At 41.7% G+C, this 16,521-nt stretch carries 13 protein-coding genes and 2 pseudogenes; 9 read left to right on the top strand and 6 right to left on the bottom strand.

The window, feature by feature from the left end; translation table 11 throughout:
* Positions 1-21: 21 nt before the first annotated feature.
* Positions 22-1,224, bottom strand: coding sequence for an FtsW/RodA/SpoVE family cell cycle protein (locus tag AC1F2U_RS17090; RefSeq protein ID WP_480262178.1), 1,203 nt, complete (start codon positions 1,222-1,224; stop codon positions 22-24).
* A gap of 368 nt (positions 1,225-1,592) precedes the next feature.
* On the opposite strand from AC1F2U_RS17090, the gene AC1F2U_RS17085 reads away from it, so the two are divergent.
* Complete coding sequence (locus AC1F2U_RS17085) at positions 1,593-2,090, top strand: hypothetical protein (RefSeq protein ID WP_480262177.1); 498 nt, start codon at positions 1,593-1,595, stop codon at positions 2,088-2,090.
* A 118-nt stretch (positions 2,091-2,208) separates the two neighbouring features.
* On the opposite strand, the gene AC1F2U_RS17080 is transcribed toward AC1F2U_RS17085, so the two are convergent.
* The 4 genes and pseudogenes from AC1F2U_RS17080 to AC1F2U_RS17065 form a co-directional block, all read right to left on the bottom strand.
* Entirely contained in the window at positions 2,209-2,415 is a 207-nt protein-coding gene (locus AC1F2U_RS17080) for a phycobilisome linker polypeptide (protein WP_094349821.1), read from the bottom strand.
* A 222-nt stretch (positions 2,416-2,637) separates the two neighbouring features.
* Positions 2,638-3,126 carry an allophycocyanin subunit beta gene (gene apcB, locus AC1F2U_RS17075; protein WP_069068902.1) on the bottom strand — a complete coding sequence of 163 codons (489 nt, stop codon included), beginning with the start codon at positions 3,124-3,126 and terminating at the stop codon, positions 2,638-2,640.
* Positions 3,127-3,191: 65 nt separating this feature from the next.
* Entirely contained in the window at positions 3,192-3,680 is a 489-nt protein-coding gene (gene apcA, locus AC1F2U_RS17070; RefSeq protein ID WP_099100538.1) for an allophycocyanin subunit alpha, read from the bottom strand.
* A 398-nt stretch (positions 3,681-4,078) separates the two neighbouring features.
* Positions 4,079-7,372 (bottom strand): annotated as a pseudogene (locus AC1F2U_RS17065) (phycobilisome rod-core linker polypeptide); the annotation flags it as partial.
* 1,088 nt (positions 7,373-8,460) lie between these two features.
* On the opposite strand from AC1F2U_RS17065, the gene AC1F2U_RS17060 reads away from it, so the two are divergent.
* The 8 genes and pseudogenes from AC1F2U_RS17060 (at position 8,461) to AC1F2U_RS17025 (ending at position 14,965) form a co-directional block, all read left to right on the top strand.
* Entirely contained in the window at positions 8,461-9,585 is a 1,125-nt protein-coding gene (locus tag AC1F2U_RS17060; RefSeq protein WP_480262176.1) for a hypothetical protein, read from the top strand.
* Positions 9,586-9,804: 219 nt separating this feature from the next.
* Positions 9,805-10,213: pseudogene (locus AC1F2U_RS17055) on the top strand (IS4 family transposase); the annotation flags it as partial.
* A gap of 331 nt (positions 10,214-10,544) precedes the next feature.
* Positions 10,545-11,667, top strand: a protein-coding gene (gene prfB, locus AC1F2U_RS17050; protein WP_480262175.1) for a peptide chain release factor 2 whose coding sequence is annotated in 2 segments (ribosomal slippage) — positions 10,545-10,616 and positions 10,618-11,667 — 1,122 coding nt in all. Because the reading frame shifts where the segments join, the coding sequence is not laid out codon by codon here.
* Between the two features lie 130 nt (positions 11,668-11,797).
* Positions 11,798-11,953, top strand: a complete 156-nt coding sequence (locus tag AC1F2U_RS17045) for a DUF3285 domain-containing protein (protein WP_094350437.1) — start codon at positions 11,798-11,800, stop codon at positions 11,951-11,953.
* Between the two features lie 138 nt (positions 11,954-12,091).
* On the top strand, positions 12,092-12,619 hold the full coding sequence (ybeY, locus tag AC1F2U_RS17040; RefSeq protein ID WP_480262225.1) for an rRNA maturation RNase YbeY: 528 nt from the start codon (positions 12,092-12,094) through the stop codon (positions 12,617-12,619).
* A gap of 153 nt (positions 12,620-12,772) precedes the next feature.
* Positions 12,773-13,228, top strand: coding sequence for a diacylglycerol kinase family protein (locus tag AC1F2U_RS17035; RefSeq protein WP_480262173.1), 456 nt, complete (start codon positions 12,773-12,775; stop codon positions 13,226-13,228).
* 366 nt (positions 13,229-13,594) lie between these two features.
* Positions 13,595-14,194 (top strand): anthranilate synthase component II, encoded by a 600-nt coding sequence (locus AC1F2U_RS17030; RefSeq protein WP_480262172.1) that lies wholly within the window; start codon positions 13,595-13,597, stop codon positions 14,192-14,194.
* Between the two features lie 3 nt (positions 14,195-14,197).
* Positions 14,198-14,965 (top strand): MBL fold metallo-hydrolase, encoded by a 768-nt coding sequence (locus AC1F2U_RS17025; RefSeq protein ID WP_480262171.1) that lies wholly within the window; start codon positions 14,198-14,200, stop codon positions 14,963-14,965.
* 91 nt (positions 14,966-15,056) lie between these two features.
* Here AC1F2U_RS17025 and AC1F2U_RS17020 read toward each other — a convergent pair whose 3' ends face one another.
* Complete coding sequence (locus AC1F2U_RS17020; protein WP_480262169.1) at positions 15,057-16,301, bottom strand: FG-GAP repeat domain-containing protein; 1,245 nt, start codon at positions 16,299-16,301, stop codon at positions 15,057-15,059.
* Positions 16,302-16,521 lie beyond the last annotated feature (220 nt).

Here is a 16,521-nt window from a genome sequence, read left to right as displayed (position 1 = left end):
AGAGATATATGAAATACTAGCTCAATTCCTGGTTTTATGAAAAGCTCGGCGTCTGCGCCCATTTTCAAGCTGAGGTTTTCGCAACGGTACTACCTCAGCTTCACTACTCTCACGTGCTACCCGAATCAACAACCCAGCAGCTATTAAGCTGGCAATCATGGAATTACCACCATAACTAAACATGGGCAAAGGTAAGCCAGTAGTCGGTAGAGAACCTGTAGCAACACCGATGTGGAGCAATGATTGTCCCACCATCAAAGTCGTCACACCGATCGCTACCAATCGATGTACGATATTTTTAGCCTTCAGCGCCACAACTAATCCGAGAGTGGCAAATGTAGCTAAAAGTGCCAACAACACCATACTGCCAACAAAGCCAAACTCTTCAGCGAACACCGCAAAAATAAAATCAGTATCTTGAATTGGTAAATAAAACAGCTTTTGTTGAGAAAGCCCATATCCAGCTCCCCAAGTTTTACCAGAACCCACAGCTAGTAGACTTTGCACCAACTGGTAGCCATCTCCTGTAGCATCCGCCCAAGGATTGAGGAATGACATCACCCGCTTACGCTGATACTCTTTAATACTAATACTGAGTAGCGCCAACATTACTCCACCAATTGCTGTTCCTCCCAGGTACTTGTAAGGTAAGCCTGCTGCCAAAGCAATTAGCCAGATAGTCATGCCGCAAAGTGCCGTTGTACTCAAGTTAGGCTGGGCAAGAATTCCTAAAAGTACTAGACCAAAAACACCCAACCAAGCGAAGCGAACCCGCCAACTAATTCGTTCCCATTGACCAAAAAGCCGCGCACTTTGCAACACCAAAAAGGGTTTAATTAGTTCTGAAGGTTGAATCGGAATTGGCCCGATCGCAATCCAACGCGCTGCATCAAAAGCCTTTTTTCCCAATCCTGGGATCAGTGTGACAAAAATTAACCCCAAAAACAGCAACAAAAACCAATGGGATAGTCCCAAAATTTTCTGCAACGGCGAATTAACAATAATATTGAATCCGATTAAGGAAACTAAGACCCAAAGCAGTTGACGTTTAAAGTAGTACAAACCATCATTCTGACGGGCATCAGCGACAGGATATGATGCTGAAAATAGCATGATCAAGCCGACGAACAGCCAAATCAACGTTAACCAGCGCAACAACCGCGCTTCTAATGCCCAGTTGGAGACTGAACTATCAAAAATTGGAATCAGGCGGCGTAGATTCACGATCGGTACAGGTAAAAAGTTAGAAATTAGGAGTTAAAAATAAAACTCATAAATCATAACTTATAACTCATAAGTAAGCTTTACAACCATAAATATTAGAGTTGTTAACTTCAATACACCACTATTCAATATTTCTGACAAATTGCCATCTTTACTCTGTAACAAAAAAGTATTATTTTATACTAAAAAATATGATTGCTATAGTTAAAAGCGATCGCTCGAAAATTGACTGAAAGTGTTCTAAAAGTATTTATCTGAAATAGAGTACATGTACGGAAGTATACAAAAGATACATATATTATAAAAGCTAATTATATACTTTTCATAGAAATTGATAACCCTTGTACTAATCTAGGTGCAGCATAATCATGCCAACACGTATTTTTTTAGCAAATCCAGATATTGATGTTCATATTCCTAGCTATATTGAAGAAGCAATTGAGTACATCAAAAAAGAAGGAGAGGACTATACTACTTGGAGTGCAGGTAAGGTCAAGTCAATTAAGGTTGGAGATAAAGCCTACTTGAAAAAAACTGGAAAAGGGAAACGTGGTTTCATTGCGGCAGGATATGTAATCAAGACTGAACCTGCTGAACATCGCTTGAATAAACTTTCTCAATATCATAATTACTCTAATGCTTATACTCAATATTTCTTTGGAAACTGCCCTACTGTATCAATAAGGCTTGATGAGGTTGTGAGTCTTGATAGTCCTTTAGAAGATAGCTATCTACTACAATTATCAAGTATGCAGGGGGTCAATCTTGTTAGGTACGGAAGTAGCCAAGAACTAGGTTCTCAGTACGAAGCTGCCCTAGATGCTGAGTGGAAGAAGTACTTTAAGAAGGTTAACAAGCTTGATTAAGAGTACCTTGTTTCTATATTACTTAATTACCAGGTTTTTTGTAGTATCAATTCTCAACAAAAAAGAGGTCTTTCTCGACCTCTTACCAATTCCCTAAAATAATATTCTATTTACAGAATTACGACAAGCCAGTATTAGCGCCTTGCTTACCAGTTGCTAGTTCCACCTTGATAATTGTGCCACCTGCTTTTTGAATACGTTGCTGTTCGCGGAACCAGTTTTCATAAGGAACTAGCTTAGTAAAGTAAGTATTTTGCAGTTCGCGTTGAGTCCGAATTCGGGTTTGGCTGGGAACTAGAGCAGTAATTTTAAACAAACGGGACATATTTTGAAAATCTCCTGTATACCTTGTGAAAACTTTTTTATCTCAAAATCTTGAGTGCAAATCTTTTAATCATTCAAAGGCTGGAAATCAAACATCAATACTAGACCACCAACACTCATCACTGATAATTTACCAAGATAAGCAATACAACGTTCTAGCACTCACGGTTGATTTCCAGACCTTAATAAAGCCGCACCTAAATTCTTAAGCGCAAACTAGTTCTTAGCTTAAGCCAGAGGAGATATAGTCTAAGTAAACGCCCATTTCCTTACCAGCATCAGAACCTACCAAACTGGCGGTTACTTCTTTGATTGCTTGGATAGCTTGTACGGTAGCACCAACGGGAACGCCCAAGGAGTTGTAGGTTTCCTTCAAGCCATTGAGCACACGCTCATCTAGGATGGAAGGATCGCCAGCCAACATAGCGTAGGTGGCATAGCGGAGGTAATAGTCCAAATCACGGATGCAAGCAGCATAGCGGCGGGTGGTGTACATGTTGCCGCCGGGACGAGTGATGTCAGAGTATAGCAAAGATTTTGCTACAGCTTCTTTGACGATCGCAGCAGCGTTAGCGCTGATGGTGCTAGCAGCACGTACCCGTAGTTCGCCAGTAGCGAAGTAGCCTTTTAGCTTTTCTAAAGCAGAAGAGTCAAGGTATTTGCCTTGAACGTCTGCGGAGTTAATGACAGCGGTAATTGCGTCTTGAGCCATGTTGTTAATTCCTTATTTCCAACCGTATTGCAATACTTCTGTTTAAGTAGGTAAACAGCTTTACCCTATCCTAGAAGGGCACCAACTAGGTAGTCGAAGTAGCCAGCAGCTTCACTAGCGTCATCACCAGAGAGCAATGATGTAGAGCCATTCTTCAGCCCACGGATACCTTCAGCAACACCATCGATAGGAGTTCCCAAGGACTTGTACAGTTCGCGGGCACCAATAACACCAATTTCTTCGATGGGGGTGACATCACCAGCAACGATACCGTAGGTAACGAGGCGGAGGTAATAGTCTAGGTCACGCAGACAAGTAGCAGTCAATTCTTGACCGTAAGCGTTACCACCAGGAGATACAACATCAGGACGCTTTTGGAACAGTTGATCGCCAGCTTGCTTAACGAGCCGTTCGCGATTTTCTGACAAAACTTGAGCAATCCGCACACGGCGCTCGCCACTTGCAACAAAGGACTTGATCCGATCTAACTCACCAGGGCTGAGGTAGCGGGCTTCTGCATCAGCATTCACGATAGCTTTCGTGACAATACTCATTAATGGATTCCTCCAATACGAATGAAACCAGGATTTGATTAAACTGGTGCGACTTTGAGTTTGGTTTACTGAGTTTGTTTTCTCGTCCTTTTAGACACAACAGTTTTACAACTGCTACGGCTAAAAAATTACGAGTTTGCTTGAGTCAACATTAGTACACAAGCTTTCAAACTCAGTTACCTTCCGCAAAACATTTTCCGGCATTCTGTTGAGCATTTATGACTGCTCTTAATACTTTGTAATATTGCTTTTCAGAATTTACTGTTTTAACTGCAATCTGAGAGCGGTATTACGAAAGGTTAAGAAGGGGACAGAGGAAAGGTTACAGGGGACAGGGAACAGTAAATAATCTGTACCCTATTCCCTAATTTCCTAGTCCCTACTGCTTAATCAACTGCTACACTGCCGAGGTAGTTACCTACTGGCAAAGATGGGAAGCGGTTGTAAGGTACAACATCTTCACCGAAGTAGCGGCTATATTCTGGACTGTCGACTATTGCTTCTACAGCAGCTGACAAACCGCTATCGACTAGCAGCTTGTTATATTGGCCAATTTCTTCCTGAGTTGCGGGTGTACGCCCCAACAGATGACGGAAGAGGAACTCAATGACCTTGGCATGAGGATAAGGTGATAAGAAGCGCTGGCGATAGATTTGGGAACTAGCTAGTTCGCGCACAAACTCCCGCACGGAAATTTCACCATTTTGGAGTTTGCTATCTAGGTCAGTGCGACGGAAATTATCGGGTACTTCACCGCTAAATACATCCAATACTTGACGATAAATGGCGTTGATTGCCTGTTGTTTTTCGTCTTGGTTGGTGTTTTCTGTTAGACGGTAAATGCGCGCATGTTTACGCACACCCATTTCCACGGTTTGTCCGCTAGCATCGTTGTAGGAACGGCCCAGTTCAGCAAAGGATGGCTGACCATTTGTTTGGGCTGCGATATCTGCGATCGCCTGTACCAAAAGCGGCGTATCGTTACTAACTCCGACACGGGCTTGTACTGGCTTAAAGCTTGGTACAACCACGTCATCGTTTTGCTTGGTAAGCTGGTTGTAAAGCTTCTCCGTATTCGGGAAATTTGCCGCAGGTAGGGTCGGGAAGCGGCGGTAAGGCACCGTATCTTCACCAAACACCTGGTTATATTCCACACTATCTACCAAAGCACCAATAAAAGCACGAATACCTTGAGTAGCCAAAATCTGGTTATACTTGCGGATTTCTGCTTGGTCTAGTGGCGCACGTCCCAAGAAGTGTTTGGTTCCCAACTCAATCACTTTGGTGTTGGGGTAAGGTGTGTAGAACTCTTTCAGGTACAGGTTAGAGTAACCCAAACCTTCAATAAATTCCTTCACACTAATTTCGCCATTCCCTAGCTTGCTTTCCCATTTGGTAAATTCGTTTTTGGCGATGTAGGGTGCAATATCCCGCTCAAATATCTGACGATACGCAGCGCTAATCAAAGTTTTGACTGCAACTTTGTCACTGGTATTGGCCACCAGCTTGAAGATTTTGGTCTGTTCCCGTTGCTTGCTGACACCTTGGTTAATGCGGAACTGAATATCTGGTTCTGACCGCTTTTCTGTCACTGTACCCAGTGTCACAAAGCTTGGTGTTACTTCCTTCTGGACTTTTGCGGCAATATCATCACGAATGCTACCAACGCGTAATTGTCGCCCGGATACACCGCCAGGAGTCAAATACCGTTCGTAAGGAATTGTATCTTCACCAAATGCTTCACTGTATTCTACGCTGTTAATAATGGCATCAACGACGGCGTAAAAGCCCTGTTTAGAAGCAATGTCAAAGTACTTGTTGATTTCTTGACGACCATAAGTCGGACGACCCAACAAGCGGCGGTGAATATACTCGATCGCTTTACAAACATACAGCGATGACCAGTACAGATTGCGGAATACATCCGACTTAGCCAAAGCACGGATAAACTCGCGTACAGAGATATCGCCGTTTTCCAGCTTGATTTCCAATACCTTCGGGCGCTGGCCTTCGTAAAGATCGCGACCGAAAACTTGCAGGTAAGCAGCTTTAATCAATGCTTGCGTGGAGCTTTCGGAGTATCTGACGCTAGAACTTTTGGGAGCCTTTTTACCTCTAGTACCAGGTAGTTGATCTAGCTTGAACACCTTGGGACCAAGAGTACCAGGAGCTTCACCCCGCGCTCTGGGATTACTATTTTGGTTATTAATCCCTGCTCCTTGGTGAATCAGGATGCGTTTCGTATCCTTACTAAAAGGAGCCGGACTGGTACTGGGGTTGCGAGTCTCTTTCGGGAAAATCGCCCCAAACTGAATTTCCAAGGGGTCGTTACCAGAACCGTAAGGATGTTGATCTGGTAGCGGTTGCTCGTAAGCCGCAAATGTGGTGATGAACTGAGGTATCTTGCGGAAAGGCGCACTGTAGTTAAACAGGTCTTGTTGCGGTCCCCAGTTGCGACATTCTTGTGCTTCTTGACCCAGACCCCGCAGGTAGGGTACTGTTTCTTCACCAAAATAGTCGCTGTATTCAGCAGAATCTACTAAGGCATCTACTAAGGCTGCTAGACCACCGTTAGAAATAATCGAGAAGTATTTTTGTACTTCTTCTCGGCTACTTGGCCCCCGTCCTAAAATGTGACGGAAAGCTAGTTCGATGACTCGGCTGTTAATAAAAGGCTGGTAAAACTGTTTTTGGTAAAGGGGAGATTTAGCCAAACGACGGACAAACTCTTTCATAGAGATGTCGCCATTCTTCACCTTGGATTCTAGGTCAGATATGGACAAGCTATAAGCACGGGTAATGTCGCGCTCAAAGATTTGTCGATAGGCCGCTTTAACTACCTCATTTTTTTCGCTACTGGATAACCCAGTCTTCATCACAAACTTGGGACGGCGTTCTGCCGCGTTAAAGTAAATTTGCGGCAATTCTAACCCTTGCTGGTCACTAGAAGGGCGTTGGCGCACTTTATTTGAGGGTGTGGCTGCTTTGAATTCTGTTAACAAAACATCCATGTACTGAGACACAATTTCTGTACCCTCAGCGTCATTGCGGAAAAATGAAAGTGCCCCAGCTTTGATTTCTTGTAAAGCTACTAGCGTTGCTTCTCCAGAGCAGGCATTTTCAATGATTTCCCGCAAACCCCTTGTATTCACCGCTATGATGTTGGGGTCGCCAGCAACGATCGCATAAGTAGCGTAGCGCAAGAACCAAGATAAATCCCGCAAGCTCTTGGCCATGTTGCTCGGGCCATAACGAGCAATGTTAATTGGTCTGAAACCTGGAGGTGTCGGACCACTGGGGGATGAGTTAAATATTGAGCGTAAATTTTCTAGGAACCCGCCACGACTTTCAACGTAGGTTACAGTTCCTAGTTGCATCCCTTGCTGAACATTAGCACCAGCACTAACAGGTACTATTTCTACTTCTCTGGGCTTTTCTAAAAAAGCCATTGGCGAACCACCGACAAAAATCCGGTTGGCAGCTCGAGACACAATAATCTCGGCATTGTCCGTCAACGTCTGAGAAATTTCTAGACGCTTTGCACCAGATGCAAAATAGCTTGCCAGTTCATCTAGTTCACCATTTCCCAAGAAGCGGTCTTGCTGCTCTGCTTGGGTAATTGTGGATACAGTTAGGGTTTGATATAGTTGCGGACGCGCAACCGAGCTTCCACCACTCGCCTTAACACTCATCGGATTTGTAAAACTCCCATCATAAGCGTTTATATGTTAAGTCTGGATTGTTTTGAGGCTTGACACATCGCTGTGTCTATGCTTTATGAGCTTGAGAGTATTGCCTGCAAAACTGCCAGTAAATTAACCCAGTTAGCTTTTAGATTAGAACGTTTTGCGTTCTCAAGGCGGATTTATTAAGAAGTATGTAGAACCTGTATCTTAAATGTCTACAGTCTTAAAAGTGTATACTCTAGTTTGTCTGAGATTAAGTCTAAGTTTTGTAACTAAGTAGTAGGTTGGGAACTGTATGCTGATTTCTTTTTTATTTAAATGCATAGGCGCTTCGCCTTCCCGCAGGGTAGGGGTGCTGAGGCACACAGAGAATTAGCTATGGATTAATTAAAGGTTACACTTAGTCACTGGACAGTGGTTATTCGTCGATGTTAAGTTGTTTTTGCTACTGATAAAGGCATGTTAAAACTGACATTATAGGGTAAATAATTCTTAATTTGTGGTAGTTTCATCTGCAAATAGTCAGTATTGAGATTAAGGGTAAATACTAAAAACAAAAGTTCTAAATTTAACTATCTTATCTATGATCGCAATTATTTTCGCTGTCACTCCGGCAAATGCGCTTCCAGAGAAAACATCAGTACCGTTGTCAAGTGAGCAAAGACTAGACCTCAAATACCAACTCTGGTATACAACAGTGAAGCCCACTACTACGAAGATACAAAAATAAAAGTATAAAATGATACTTTCATGATGTCACTTCTTAAAGAGGACAGTGACTAAAGAAAGCATAACTGTTGGTGGTAGCGATCGCTTCAAATTCATCGCAAAAAATGCTAATGCAGTGAAACTGTTACAAGATATTTATAATTCTAAATATTGCCAATGATTTTCAGAGGATCAGCATATATCACCAAAGTTGCACGTGACTAGTTTTCTCGCGGACAAAAGTTTGTTTACATCGCTACTGAGGTATGAGGTAGGCCCTCAAATGTCCTTGAATAAGTTGCAATGGTTCATAGATAATACCAAAAATTGCCAAACCAATCAATGTGATGTTTAATTAAGCTTGTTCTAACATTTAATATTTGATAATGATAACACGGCGTAAATTCCTAGCTTTAATTCCTGGTTTCGTAGCAGCTAGTACTAGCAGCGTACTTGTGAGTTTAAATCCCAAAAAATATTTAAATAATCGCAAACGAAGTCTACCTTTTTTCTTAGGTTGGTATGACAATATTAACAATATGGATGTCCCAATCAAAGCATCTTCTAAAGGAATTGACTTATTAATGCCCTATGTTGAAAAAGAGGGCAAGGCAAAAATCCAAGCATTTTTGGATGCTTCTAAAAAAACACCAATAAAAATCCTGCTTGAGATTCCTCGTACTTTAATTGAATCAGGAAATATCTCAGGAGTGAAAGACTTTATTCGTACTTATAAAAACCATCCCTCAGTTTATGCTTGGTATCTTTATGATGAACCAGAAATAAAAAAACCTACACCACTTTCTCCAAATCTTTTAAAAAAGGTATACAAAGCTATTAAGGAAGAAGATAAATCAAAGCCAGTGGCATTAGTTTTTACCAAGATAGAAAAAATTGAACCTTACAGTGATGCAATGGATATACTGATGTGGGATTGTTATCCTTGCAAAGACGGAGTTGTAGAATTTCAATGGGTATCATTTTACCGAAAAGCACTCTACGAAGTTATTTCCCTTGCTGATGTTAAAAACAAAAAATTTTGGAACGTAATACAAGCTTATAGAGGAAATCAGACCGATTTCCGATTACCAACAAAGTTGGAATTTCGCTATATGTTTTATTTATCAGTCCTTACAGGGGCTGATGGGCTGCTATTTTGGATACACTATCTCTCTTCACCTTCCTGGAATGAGTCAGTTTTGTATCCTACTATTAAAGAATTCCGAGATTACATTCCTGCAATCGTTAGAGGAGAAGATTTAAGTAATCCAGTACAAGTAAACAACCCAAATATAGAAGTTAAATTATTTCCTATTCCTAATACTACAAAATATTTAATAATAGCTATTAATCACACTTCAACTCAAATAAATTTCGTAGTAAAACTGACTCAGAGTTTAGCTGGTAAAATAGTTACTTTTAATGAAAAAACTATTAATAATCTATTTTCTAATGCAAGTTTCAGTACTCGTTTAAATCCTTATGAAGTAAAGTTGTATCAAGTAAGATAACTTAATGAGCTTAGTAATTAAATATAAGACCTCTAAATTCTCCAAATTTCTTATCCCATATCTCTTAACTCCGAGGAGTGGGGATGAAGAAGTTTGAGCTATATGATGTAGCTGACGGGGCGACAAAATAAACTAAAAAGCTTATGAGATAAAGAAAGCAGCAATTTATGGTAGAAAAAGCTCGGTCTATTTTTGTCAATAAGACTAATAAGATTGATAATGTTACCTAAATTCTACCAAACACATCTCAAAAGTCAACTGAGTACAGCCGAATATCTCTTACTGCAAATTTTGATTAACGTGCTGCAAGTGATTAAGAAAGTCAGTTTAGAAGCTGTGGCCCATGCTTTACCAATACCCATCGAATTTGAAAGTAGAAGAAAGAAAGTCCAGAGATTATTGTCAGTACCAAATCTCGACATAAAAAAAAATTTGGTTTCCGATAGTTATCGAATGGTTAGAAATATATTTTGAACCCCAAAAAATAATCTATTTAGCAATTGACCGCACAAATTGGGGTTGTATAAATCTGTTCATGGTAAGTGTAATTTGGGACAAAAGAAGCTTCTCAATATATTTTGAGTTATTACCAAAGCTAGGTAGTAGTAATTTAGATGAACAGAAAAGAGGGCTATGAAGCTCTATTTTATCAGTATCCTAGCCTTTTTTGTCACCCCGTCAGGCATATATGCTGCTACGAATGTACTGTAAATGGGGAGAAAGCCAAAGTTACAAAATCCTTTTATTAGACGGTAAAATTGATTTGTTTATCAAAGCCTATCTGCAACAGCTATATCTCACTACTTCAAGGGATAAGGAAGTGCTTGATAATTTAAAGTAACTTTTGTAACCTATACAAGTTGTGCAGAAAAAATTTGCCCAACTACAGCTAAAATCAAGAAACATAAAAAGAGCAATTTTCCAATCCAAAGCGCTCTATCTATCATTCAGCAAGCATTATGGATGTCCTAGAACTCAAACGCGAAATCGAAACGTTGTCTGGCCGCCTGGGTAAAACCCAGGACTATCTTTGACGTACCTGCACTGACAGCCAAAATTCAAGACCTCGAAAAAATATCAGCACAGCCAGAATTCTGGAATGACCAAACCCAGGCCCAACAAACCCTGCAAGAACTCAACGACCTGAAAGCCCATCTTCAGCAATACGATCGCTGGCACGCCAATCTCGAAGATACCAAGGCAGTTGTTGAATTGTTGGAGTTAGAAACTGATGAGGCACTACTCCAAGAAGCAGAATCTACCATCACTAAACTGAATCGCGATCTGGATCAGTGGGAGTTACAACAGTTACTTTCTGGCCCCTATGATGCGGAAGGTGCTGTACTGACGATTAGTGCTGGTGCTGGTGGCACAGATGCTCAAGACTGGGCATTTATGCTGATGCGGATGTACACCCGTTGGGGCGAAGCTCACGGCTATAAGGTAACTTTGGCTGAAGAATCGGAGGGTGATGAAGCCGGAATTAAATCGGCAACCCTAGAAATTACTGGTCGCTATGCTTACGGTTACTTGCGATCGGAAATGGGTACACATCGCTTAGTACGGATTTCACCTTTTAATGCCAACGGCAAGCGACAAACCAGTTTCGCAGGGGTGGAAGTGATGCCACAGATTGATAACTCTGTGCAATTGGACATTCCAGATAAGGATTTGGAAATCACCACAACTCGCTCTGGTGGTAAAGGTGGGCAGAATGTCAACAAAGTAGAAACTGCGGTACGGATTGTTCACCTTCCCACGGGTCTAGCCGTGCGCTGTACAGAAGAGCGATCGCAGTTGCAAAATAAAGAGAAAGCCCTAAATCGTCTCAAAGCAAAGCTGTTGGTCATAGCTAAAGAGCAACGCGCCCAAGAAATTGCTGAAATTCGTGGCGATATGGTGGAAGCCTCTTGGGGAAACCAAATCCGTAACTATGTGTTTCACCCTTACCAAATGGTGAAGGATTTGCGTACAAACACGGAAACAACAGCGATTGGCGATGTGATGAATGGCGAACTTGATACATTCATTCAAGCTTATCTGCGTCAAGAAAATAAACTAGTAGAAAACACTCTGGCATAAAGGCACTCATTACATAACATCCCGATTGCTAAGGCGTTTCACTGAGAAACGCCTTAGCAATATATGGGCGATCGCAATTCTATCCCAGACCAACTGTTACAGTTATAAAAGAGTCTGTAGACAAATAACTATGAGCAACTCACCTTCAACAGAACCTCAACCTAGCTACGTCAAACTCGCCATGCGAAACATGGTGCGGAAGGGTGGAACTTCCCTAAAGCATTTCGGATTGACTGCTGTAGGGCTTTTAGCTCTGCTTGTTGGTCTTGCTTACCTCACTCACTAAACTAGTCATTAGTCATTAGTCATTAGTCATTAGTCATTAATTATATTTAAAAGGACAGATGACCAATGACAAAGGACAAAGGACAAAGGACAGTCTTAACGACAAATCGTAAACCTCAGACAAGGAGACTATGTGCCCCTGAGAGTTGAACTATATGTGGAGGAGTATTTTTATGAGTTGTCCCCGACAACATCTGTAAAGATTGCCGAGACTGATGACCGAATTCTCCCTGAAACTTGGGAAAACTGGTTTAATCACTGGTTGGAAATACTTCAGCCTCAGATTCCACCAGCGCCAAGCTATGAAATTGGGCTGCGTTTGACAGATGACTTGCAAATTCAAGAACTGAATGCTCAATATCGTCAGCAAAATAAGCCGACAGATGTTTTAGCCTTTGCTGCTTTGGAGGTGGATTTTCCTCAAAGCAAAGAAATGCTTGCCTCTGTACCATTATACTTAGGTGATATTATTGTGTCTGTAGATACAGCACAACGCCAAGCTCAACAACAGGAACATAGCTTACCAACTGAGCTAGCCTGGTTAGCTGCTCACGGTTTATTGCATCTGTTGGGCTGGGATCATCCTGATGAAAAAAGTTTGGAGCGAATGTTAAAACAGCAAGTGGGATTGCTGAATGCAATAGGTATTGCTATTGACATGGAATAGCAGTAGCTGAAGTATCTCTTAATGTCAATTTTGGGTAATACTTTTATAATACTTCTGTGGAAAATTGCCTAAAGATTGCCTCAAAGTTAATTCTGCCATTAAGATCGGCGAATATTCCCACTGTAGCAACTCTGTTCTTGTGTTTTTAAGTCTATGTCCCAAAAAATTTCTCCATCACCAACGCCTACCTCGTTACAAACACTGGTGTCTAACGAACGGGAATTCTCCTGGAAAGTAGCCTCTAATTTATTTATTAGTTTTAAATATGCCTGGGCTGGAATCAGCTATAGTTTTCAAACTCAACGTAATTTTCGCATCCACATAAGTGTTTGTGCTTTGGCTATTGCTTTAAGCGTTTTTTTGCATCTGCAAGCGGTAGAAATAGCGGTAATTGGTATAACTAGTGGTTTAGTTTTGGCATTAGAGTTACTAAATACTGCGATCGAGTCCGTTGTGGACTTAACCGTTAAGCAGACTTACCATGATTTGGCAAAAATTGCTAAAGATTGTGCGGCGGGTGCAGTGCTTGTCTCTGCTTTCGTAGCGATGCTAGTAGCAGGTACGCTATTGCTTCCTCCTCTGGTAACGTTAATTATATCGGCTTTGTAGAGGTGATTTAGGCATCGCTAAGTGACTCACTAAGAGAATCACACTCTGTCCGAATTCCCTTTGCAGAATATATTCAAAATTTAAATCGTGCGATGTCTACGACGGGTGGTTCCTGAGCGCAGCCGTACCCCTTGGGGGAAGCAAGCTACGTACAGCGTCTCCGACGACAGGAGAAGGGCTACGCCAACGCGCCAAGCATCCTGGCTAAAGGATTACTTGGTAATCTTTAGAAAGTGGCCGTAGAGTAGCCGCTTGATACTTACACGTCTACGTCAGCATTATTTTTACACTTAGTGAACAAATAGCATGAGATACTTATCTATGCTTTTTGCAACTGATGAGTGGTAAAACCAGGAGTGATGAGCTTTGATTATAGTTATCGACAATTACGATAGTTTTACATATAACTTAGTGCAGTATCTGGGAGAATTGGCATCAGAGTTCCCAGTGGCAGATGATATTAAAGTTTTTCGTAACGACAAGATATCCATAGATGAAATTCAGGCATTAAAGCCGGAAGCTGTAGTTATTTCTCCTGGGCCTGGTCGCCCGGAAGATGCCGGCATTTCTTTAGAATTGATTGAACAGCTAGGACAAGAGTTACCAATTTTGGGTGTCTGTTTGGGACATCAAAGCATTGGTCAAGTGTTCGGTGGTAAAATAATTTCTGCTCCAGAGTTGATGCATGGCAAAACCTCTCAGGTGTCTCACACTGGAGTGGGGGTTTTCCGGGGATTAGAAAATCCTCTGACCGCCACCAGGTATCATAGTTTGGTAATCGAACGTGAGACTTGCCCAGATGTGTTAGAAATCACCGCTTGGGTTGAAGATAACACCATTATGGGAGTGCGACACCGGAACTATCCTCACATTCAGGGCGTCCAGTTTCACCCAGAGAGTGTCCTGACATCTTCAGGAAAACAGTTATTGCGAAATTTTCTGGAACAGTTACAGTCAAGAGCATAATTAATGAAACGACGACAGTTGATGGGCTATGCTGGGGCGGGGTTGGTAACAGCTTTGGTTACTACCTTGGGTTCTGAATCTCAAGCTGACGCACAATCTAGCGGTTTATCAGTTAAGTGGTTGGGTCATACTTGCTTTCTTTTTACTGGTGGTGGTGCGAAAGTTCTCGTTAATCCGTTTCGGACGGTCGGGTGTACAGCTGGGTATCGTCCTCCAAAAGTTGCAGCAGATTTGGTACTGATTAGCAGCCAACTGCTTGACGAAGGTGCTGTGGATGTACTACCGGGAAATGCAAAACTCATCTATGAACCAGGAGTTTATGAGTTTAAAGGCATTAAATTCCAAGGAATTGCTATAGACCACGATCGCAAAGGTGGTAAGCAGTTTGGCTCAAATACTGCTTGGAGTTGGAAGCAAGGCGGAATTAATATCCTACACTTAGGCGGAGCCGCTGCACCCATTTCTATTGAGCAAAAAATCTTGATGGGGCGTCCCGATGTGGCATTTATTCCAGTGGGAGGCAGTGCAAAAGCCTACAATGCTGAGGAAGCAAAGCAGGCTGTTCAAGTATTAAATCCCAAGTTAGTGATTCCGACTCATTACCGGACACAGGCTGCTGATGCTGCTAAATGCGATCTTTCACCAATAGATAATTTTCTAACCTTAATGCAAGGTATGAAAGTGCGGCGTAGCAGTGCAGATAGTATTTCTATTAGCCCTAAAGATTTGCCGGAGAATGGGGAAATTCAAGTTTTGAGTTACAAATTTTGAATAAAGGGGACTGGGGATTGGCAACTAGGAAAGAAGCAAAGGAAGCAGGGGAAGAATAATGACTCCTGCCTCCATCTTCTAACTTCAGCTTTTAGAACGTATACCACTCTCCAGTTAGCTTATCTGCGTCGCTGATGGGAGTTTCAACAGCTGTCGTTTCATTTATAGTCCAAATGTTGTCTGTACCTGCTGTCTGATCGCGCCAGTAGATATCAGTCTTGCCATCGCCGTTGAAATCGCCAAGAGATGGTGTCAAGGCCGCGTTATTAGCTGGTAAGAAAGCCTCAGTTGCAACTGTTGTACCATCCATCAACCAAGCGGTGTTCGCACCTGTGGTTCCATTGTGCCAGAAGATATCAGTCTTGCCATCACCGTTGAAGTCACCAATTTTGGAAGTCCAGGATGAGTCAAGTGTGCCCAAAGCACCCTCTGTGACTAAAATACCATTTATCGTCCAAACCTTGTTCTCACCAGTTTGAGCGTTTCTCCACAGAATATCAGTCTTATAGTCGCCGTTGAAATCACCAAGGCTAGAAGTCCAGGCGGCATCTTGTGATTGCAGCGCCAATTCAGTCTTTTGCGTACCATCCATAAACCAAGCGGTGTTATCGCCTGTTGTCTGATTGCGCCAGAAGATATCACTCTTACCATTGCCGTCGAAATCAACAATGGTTGGGGTTAGTGCTGTGTCTGTAGTGTCTAGAACAGTTGCATTTAGAACTGTTGTACCATCCATCTCCCAGATAGCGTTCTCGCCAGTTGTGCCATTATGCCAGAAGATATCGGTTTTGCGATCGCCATTGAAATCTCCAATCTGAGGAGTCCAGGCTGGATCGACGCTACTAAGAGCAGCCGCACTACCAACTTTGGTTCCATCCATTAGCGCAATGCTATTCTCACCGGTTGTCTTATTGCGTAACAAGAAGTCGGTTTTGCCATCAGCATTGAAGTCAGCAATTTTGTAATCATAGGCGGATAGGTCAAATTGACCCAAAGAACCCTGTTCCAGAACTGTTGTGCCATCCATCAACCGAATGATAATCTCACCAGTTGAAGAATTGACCCAAACTTTGTCTGTTTTACCATCACCGTTAAAGTCAGGAGTAATCGCTGCACTAGTTAAGTAAGGATTAGGATTGGGATTTGCTGACGTTTTAACAGGCGTAGCCGTTGTAGGTTCACTTTCTAGCGCTAGTGAGGAACTCTTATTTCCAAACCCCAAATCATAATTTAAACTCTTAAGAGAGGTTGTCAAGATTTCTGATTTTGCAAAAGAATCTGATAACAAACGAGATGTATTCAAAGATAAGGGTGAGGAATTTTGATTTCCAGACATGGTTTATTTTTATGATTGGTTGTTATATTCTTTTAACTTTTTTTGCAAATCTCTTTCTGTAACGAAATAACATTTACCTGGTTTTCAATATTTCTTTATAACTATTTTTTATTTATTAATGTCACTCTTTGAAGATAAATATTTGTTTTTTTTAAACTATTATTCTAAAATTTTCAAGCTCTATATAAGCAATTGCAAAATATGTTTTGTAACTTATATA

The sequence above is a fragment of the Nostoc sp. LEGE 12454 genome (assembly GCF_056620565.1).
Note: the sequence above shows the minus strand (reverse complement) of the source record. Positions and strands in the feature narration are given on the sequence as shown.

What these genes read in the sequence shown, in the direction of transcription:
- AC1F2U_RS17080 (WP_094349821.1), bottom strand. Translation starts at nt 2,415, where the DNA reads ATGTCCCGTTTGTTTAAAATTACTGCTCTAGTTCCCAGCCAAACCCGA.
- AC1F2U_RS17020 (WP_480262169.1), bottom strand. Translation starts at nt 16,301, where the DNA reads ATGTCTGGAAATCAAAATTCCTCACCCTTATCTTTGAATACATCTCGT.
- AC1F2U_RS17085 (WP_480262177.1), top strand. Translation starts at nt 1,593, where the DNA reads ATGCCAACACGTATTTTTTTAGCAAATCCAGATATTGATGTTCATATT.
- AC1F2U_RS17035 (WP_480262173.1), top strand. Translation starts at nt 12,773, where the DNA reads ATGTCCCAAAAAATTTCTCCATCACCAACGCCTACCTCGTTACAAACA.
- apcA (WP_099100538.1), bottom strand. Translation starts at nt 3,680, where the DNA reads ATGAGTATTGTCACGAAAGCTATCGTGAATGCTGATGCAGAAGCCCGC.
- apcB (WP_069068902.1), bottom strand. Translation starts at nt 3,126, where the DNA reads ATGGCTCAAGACGCAATTACCGCTGTCATTAACTCCGCAGACGTTCAA.
- AC1F2U_RS17060 (WP_480262176.1), top strand. Translation starts at nt 8,461, where the DNA reads ATGATAACACGGCGTAAATTCCTAGCTTTAATTCCTGGTTTCGTAGCA.
- AC1F2U_RS17025 (WP_480262171.1), top strand. Translation starts at nt 14,198, where the DNA reads ATGAAACGACGACAGTTGATGGGCTATGCTGGGGCGGGGTTGGTAACA.
- AC1F2U_RS17045 (WP_094350437.1), top strand. Translation starts at nt 11,798, where the DNA reads ATGAGCAACTCACCTTCAACAGAACCTCAACCTAGCTACGTCAAACTC.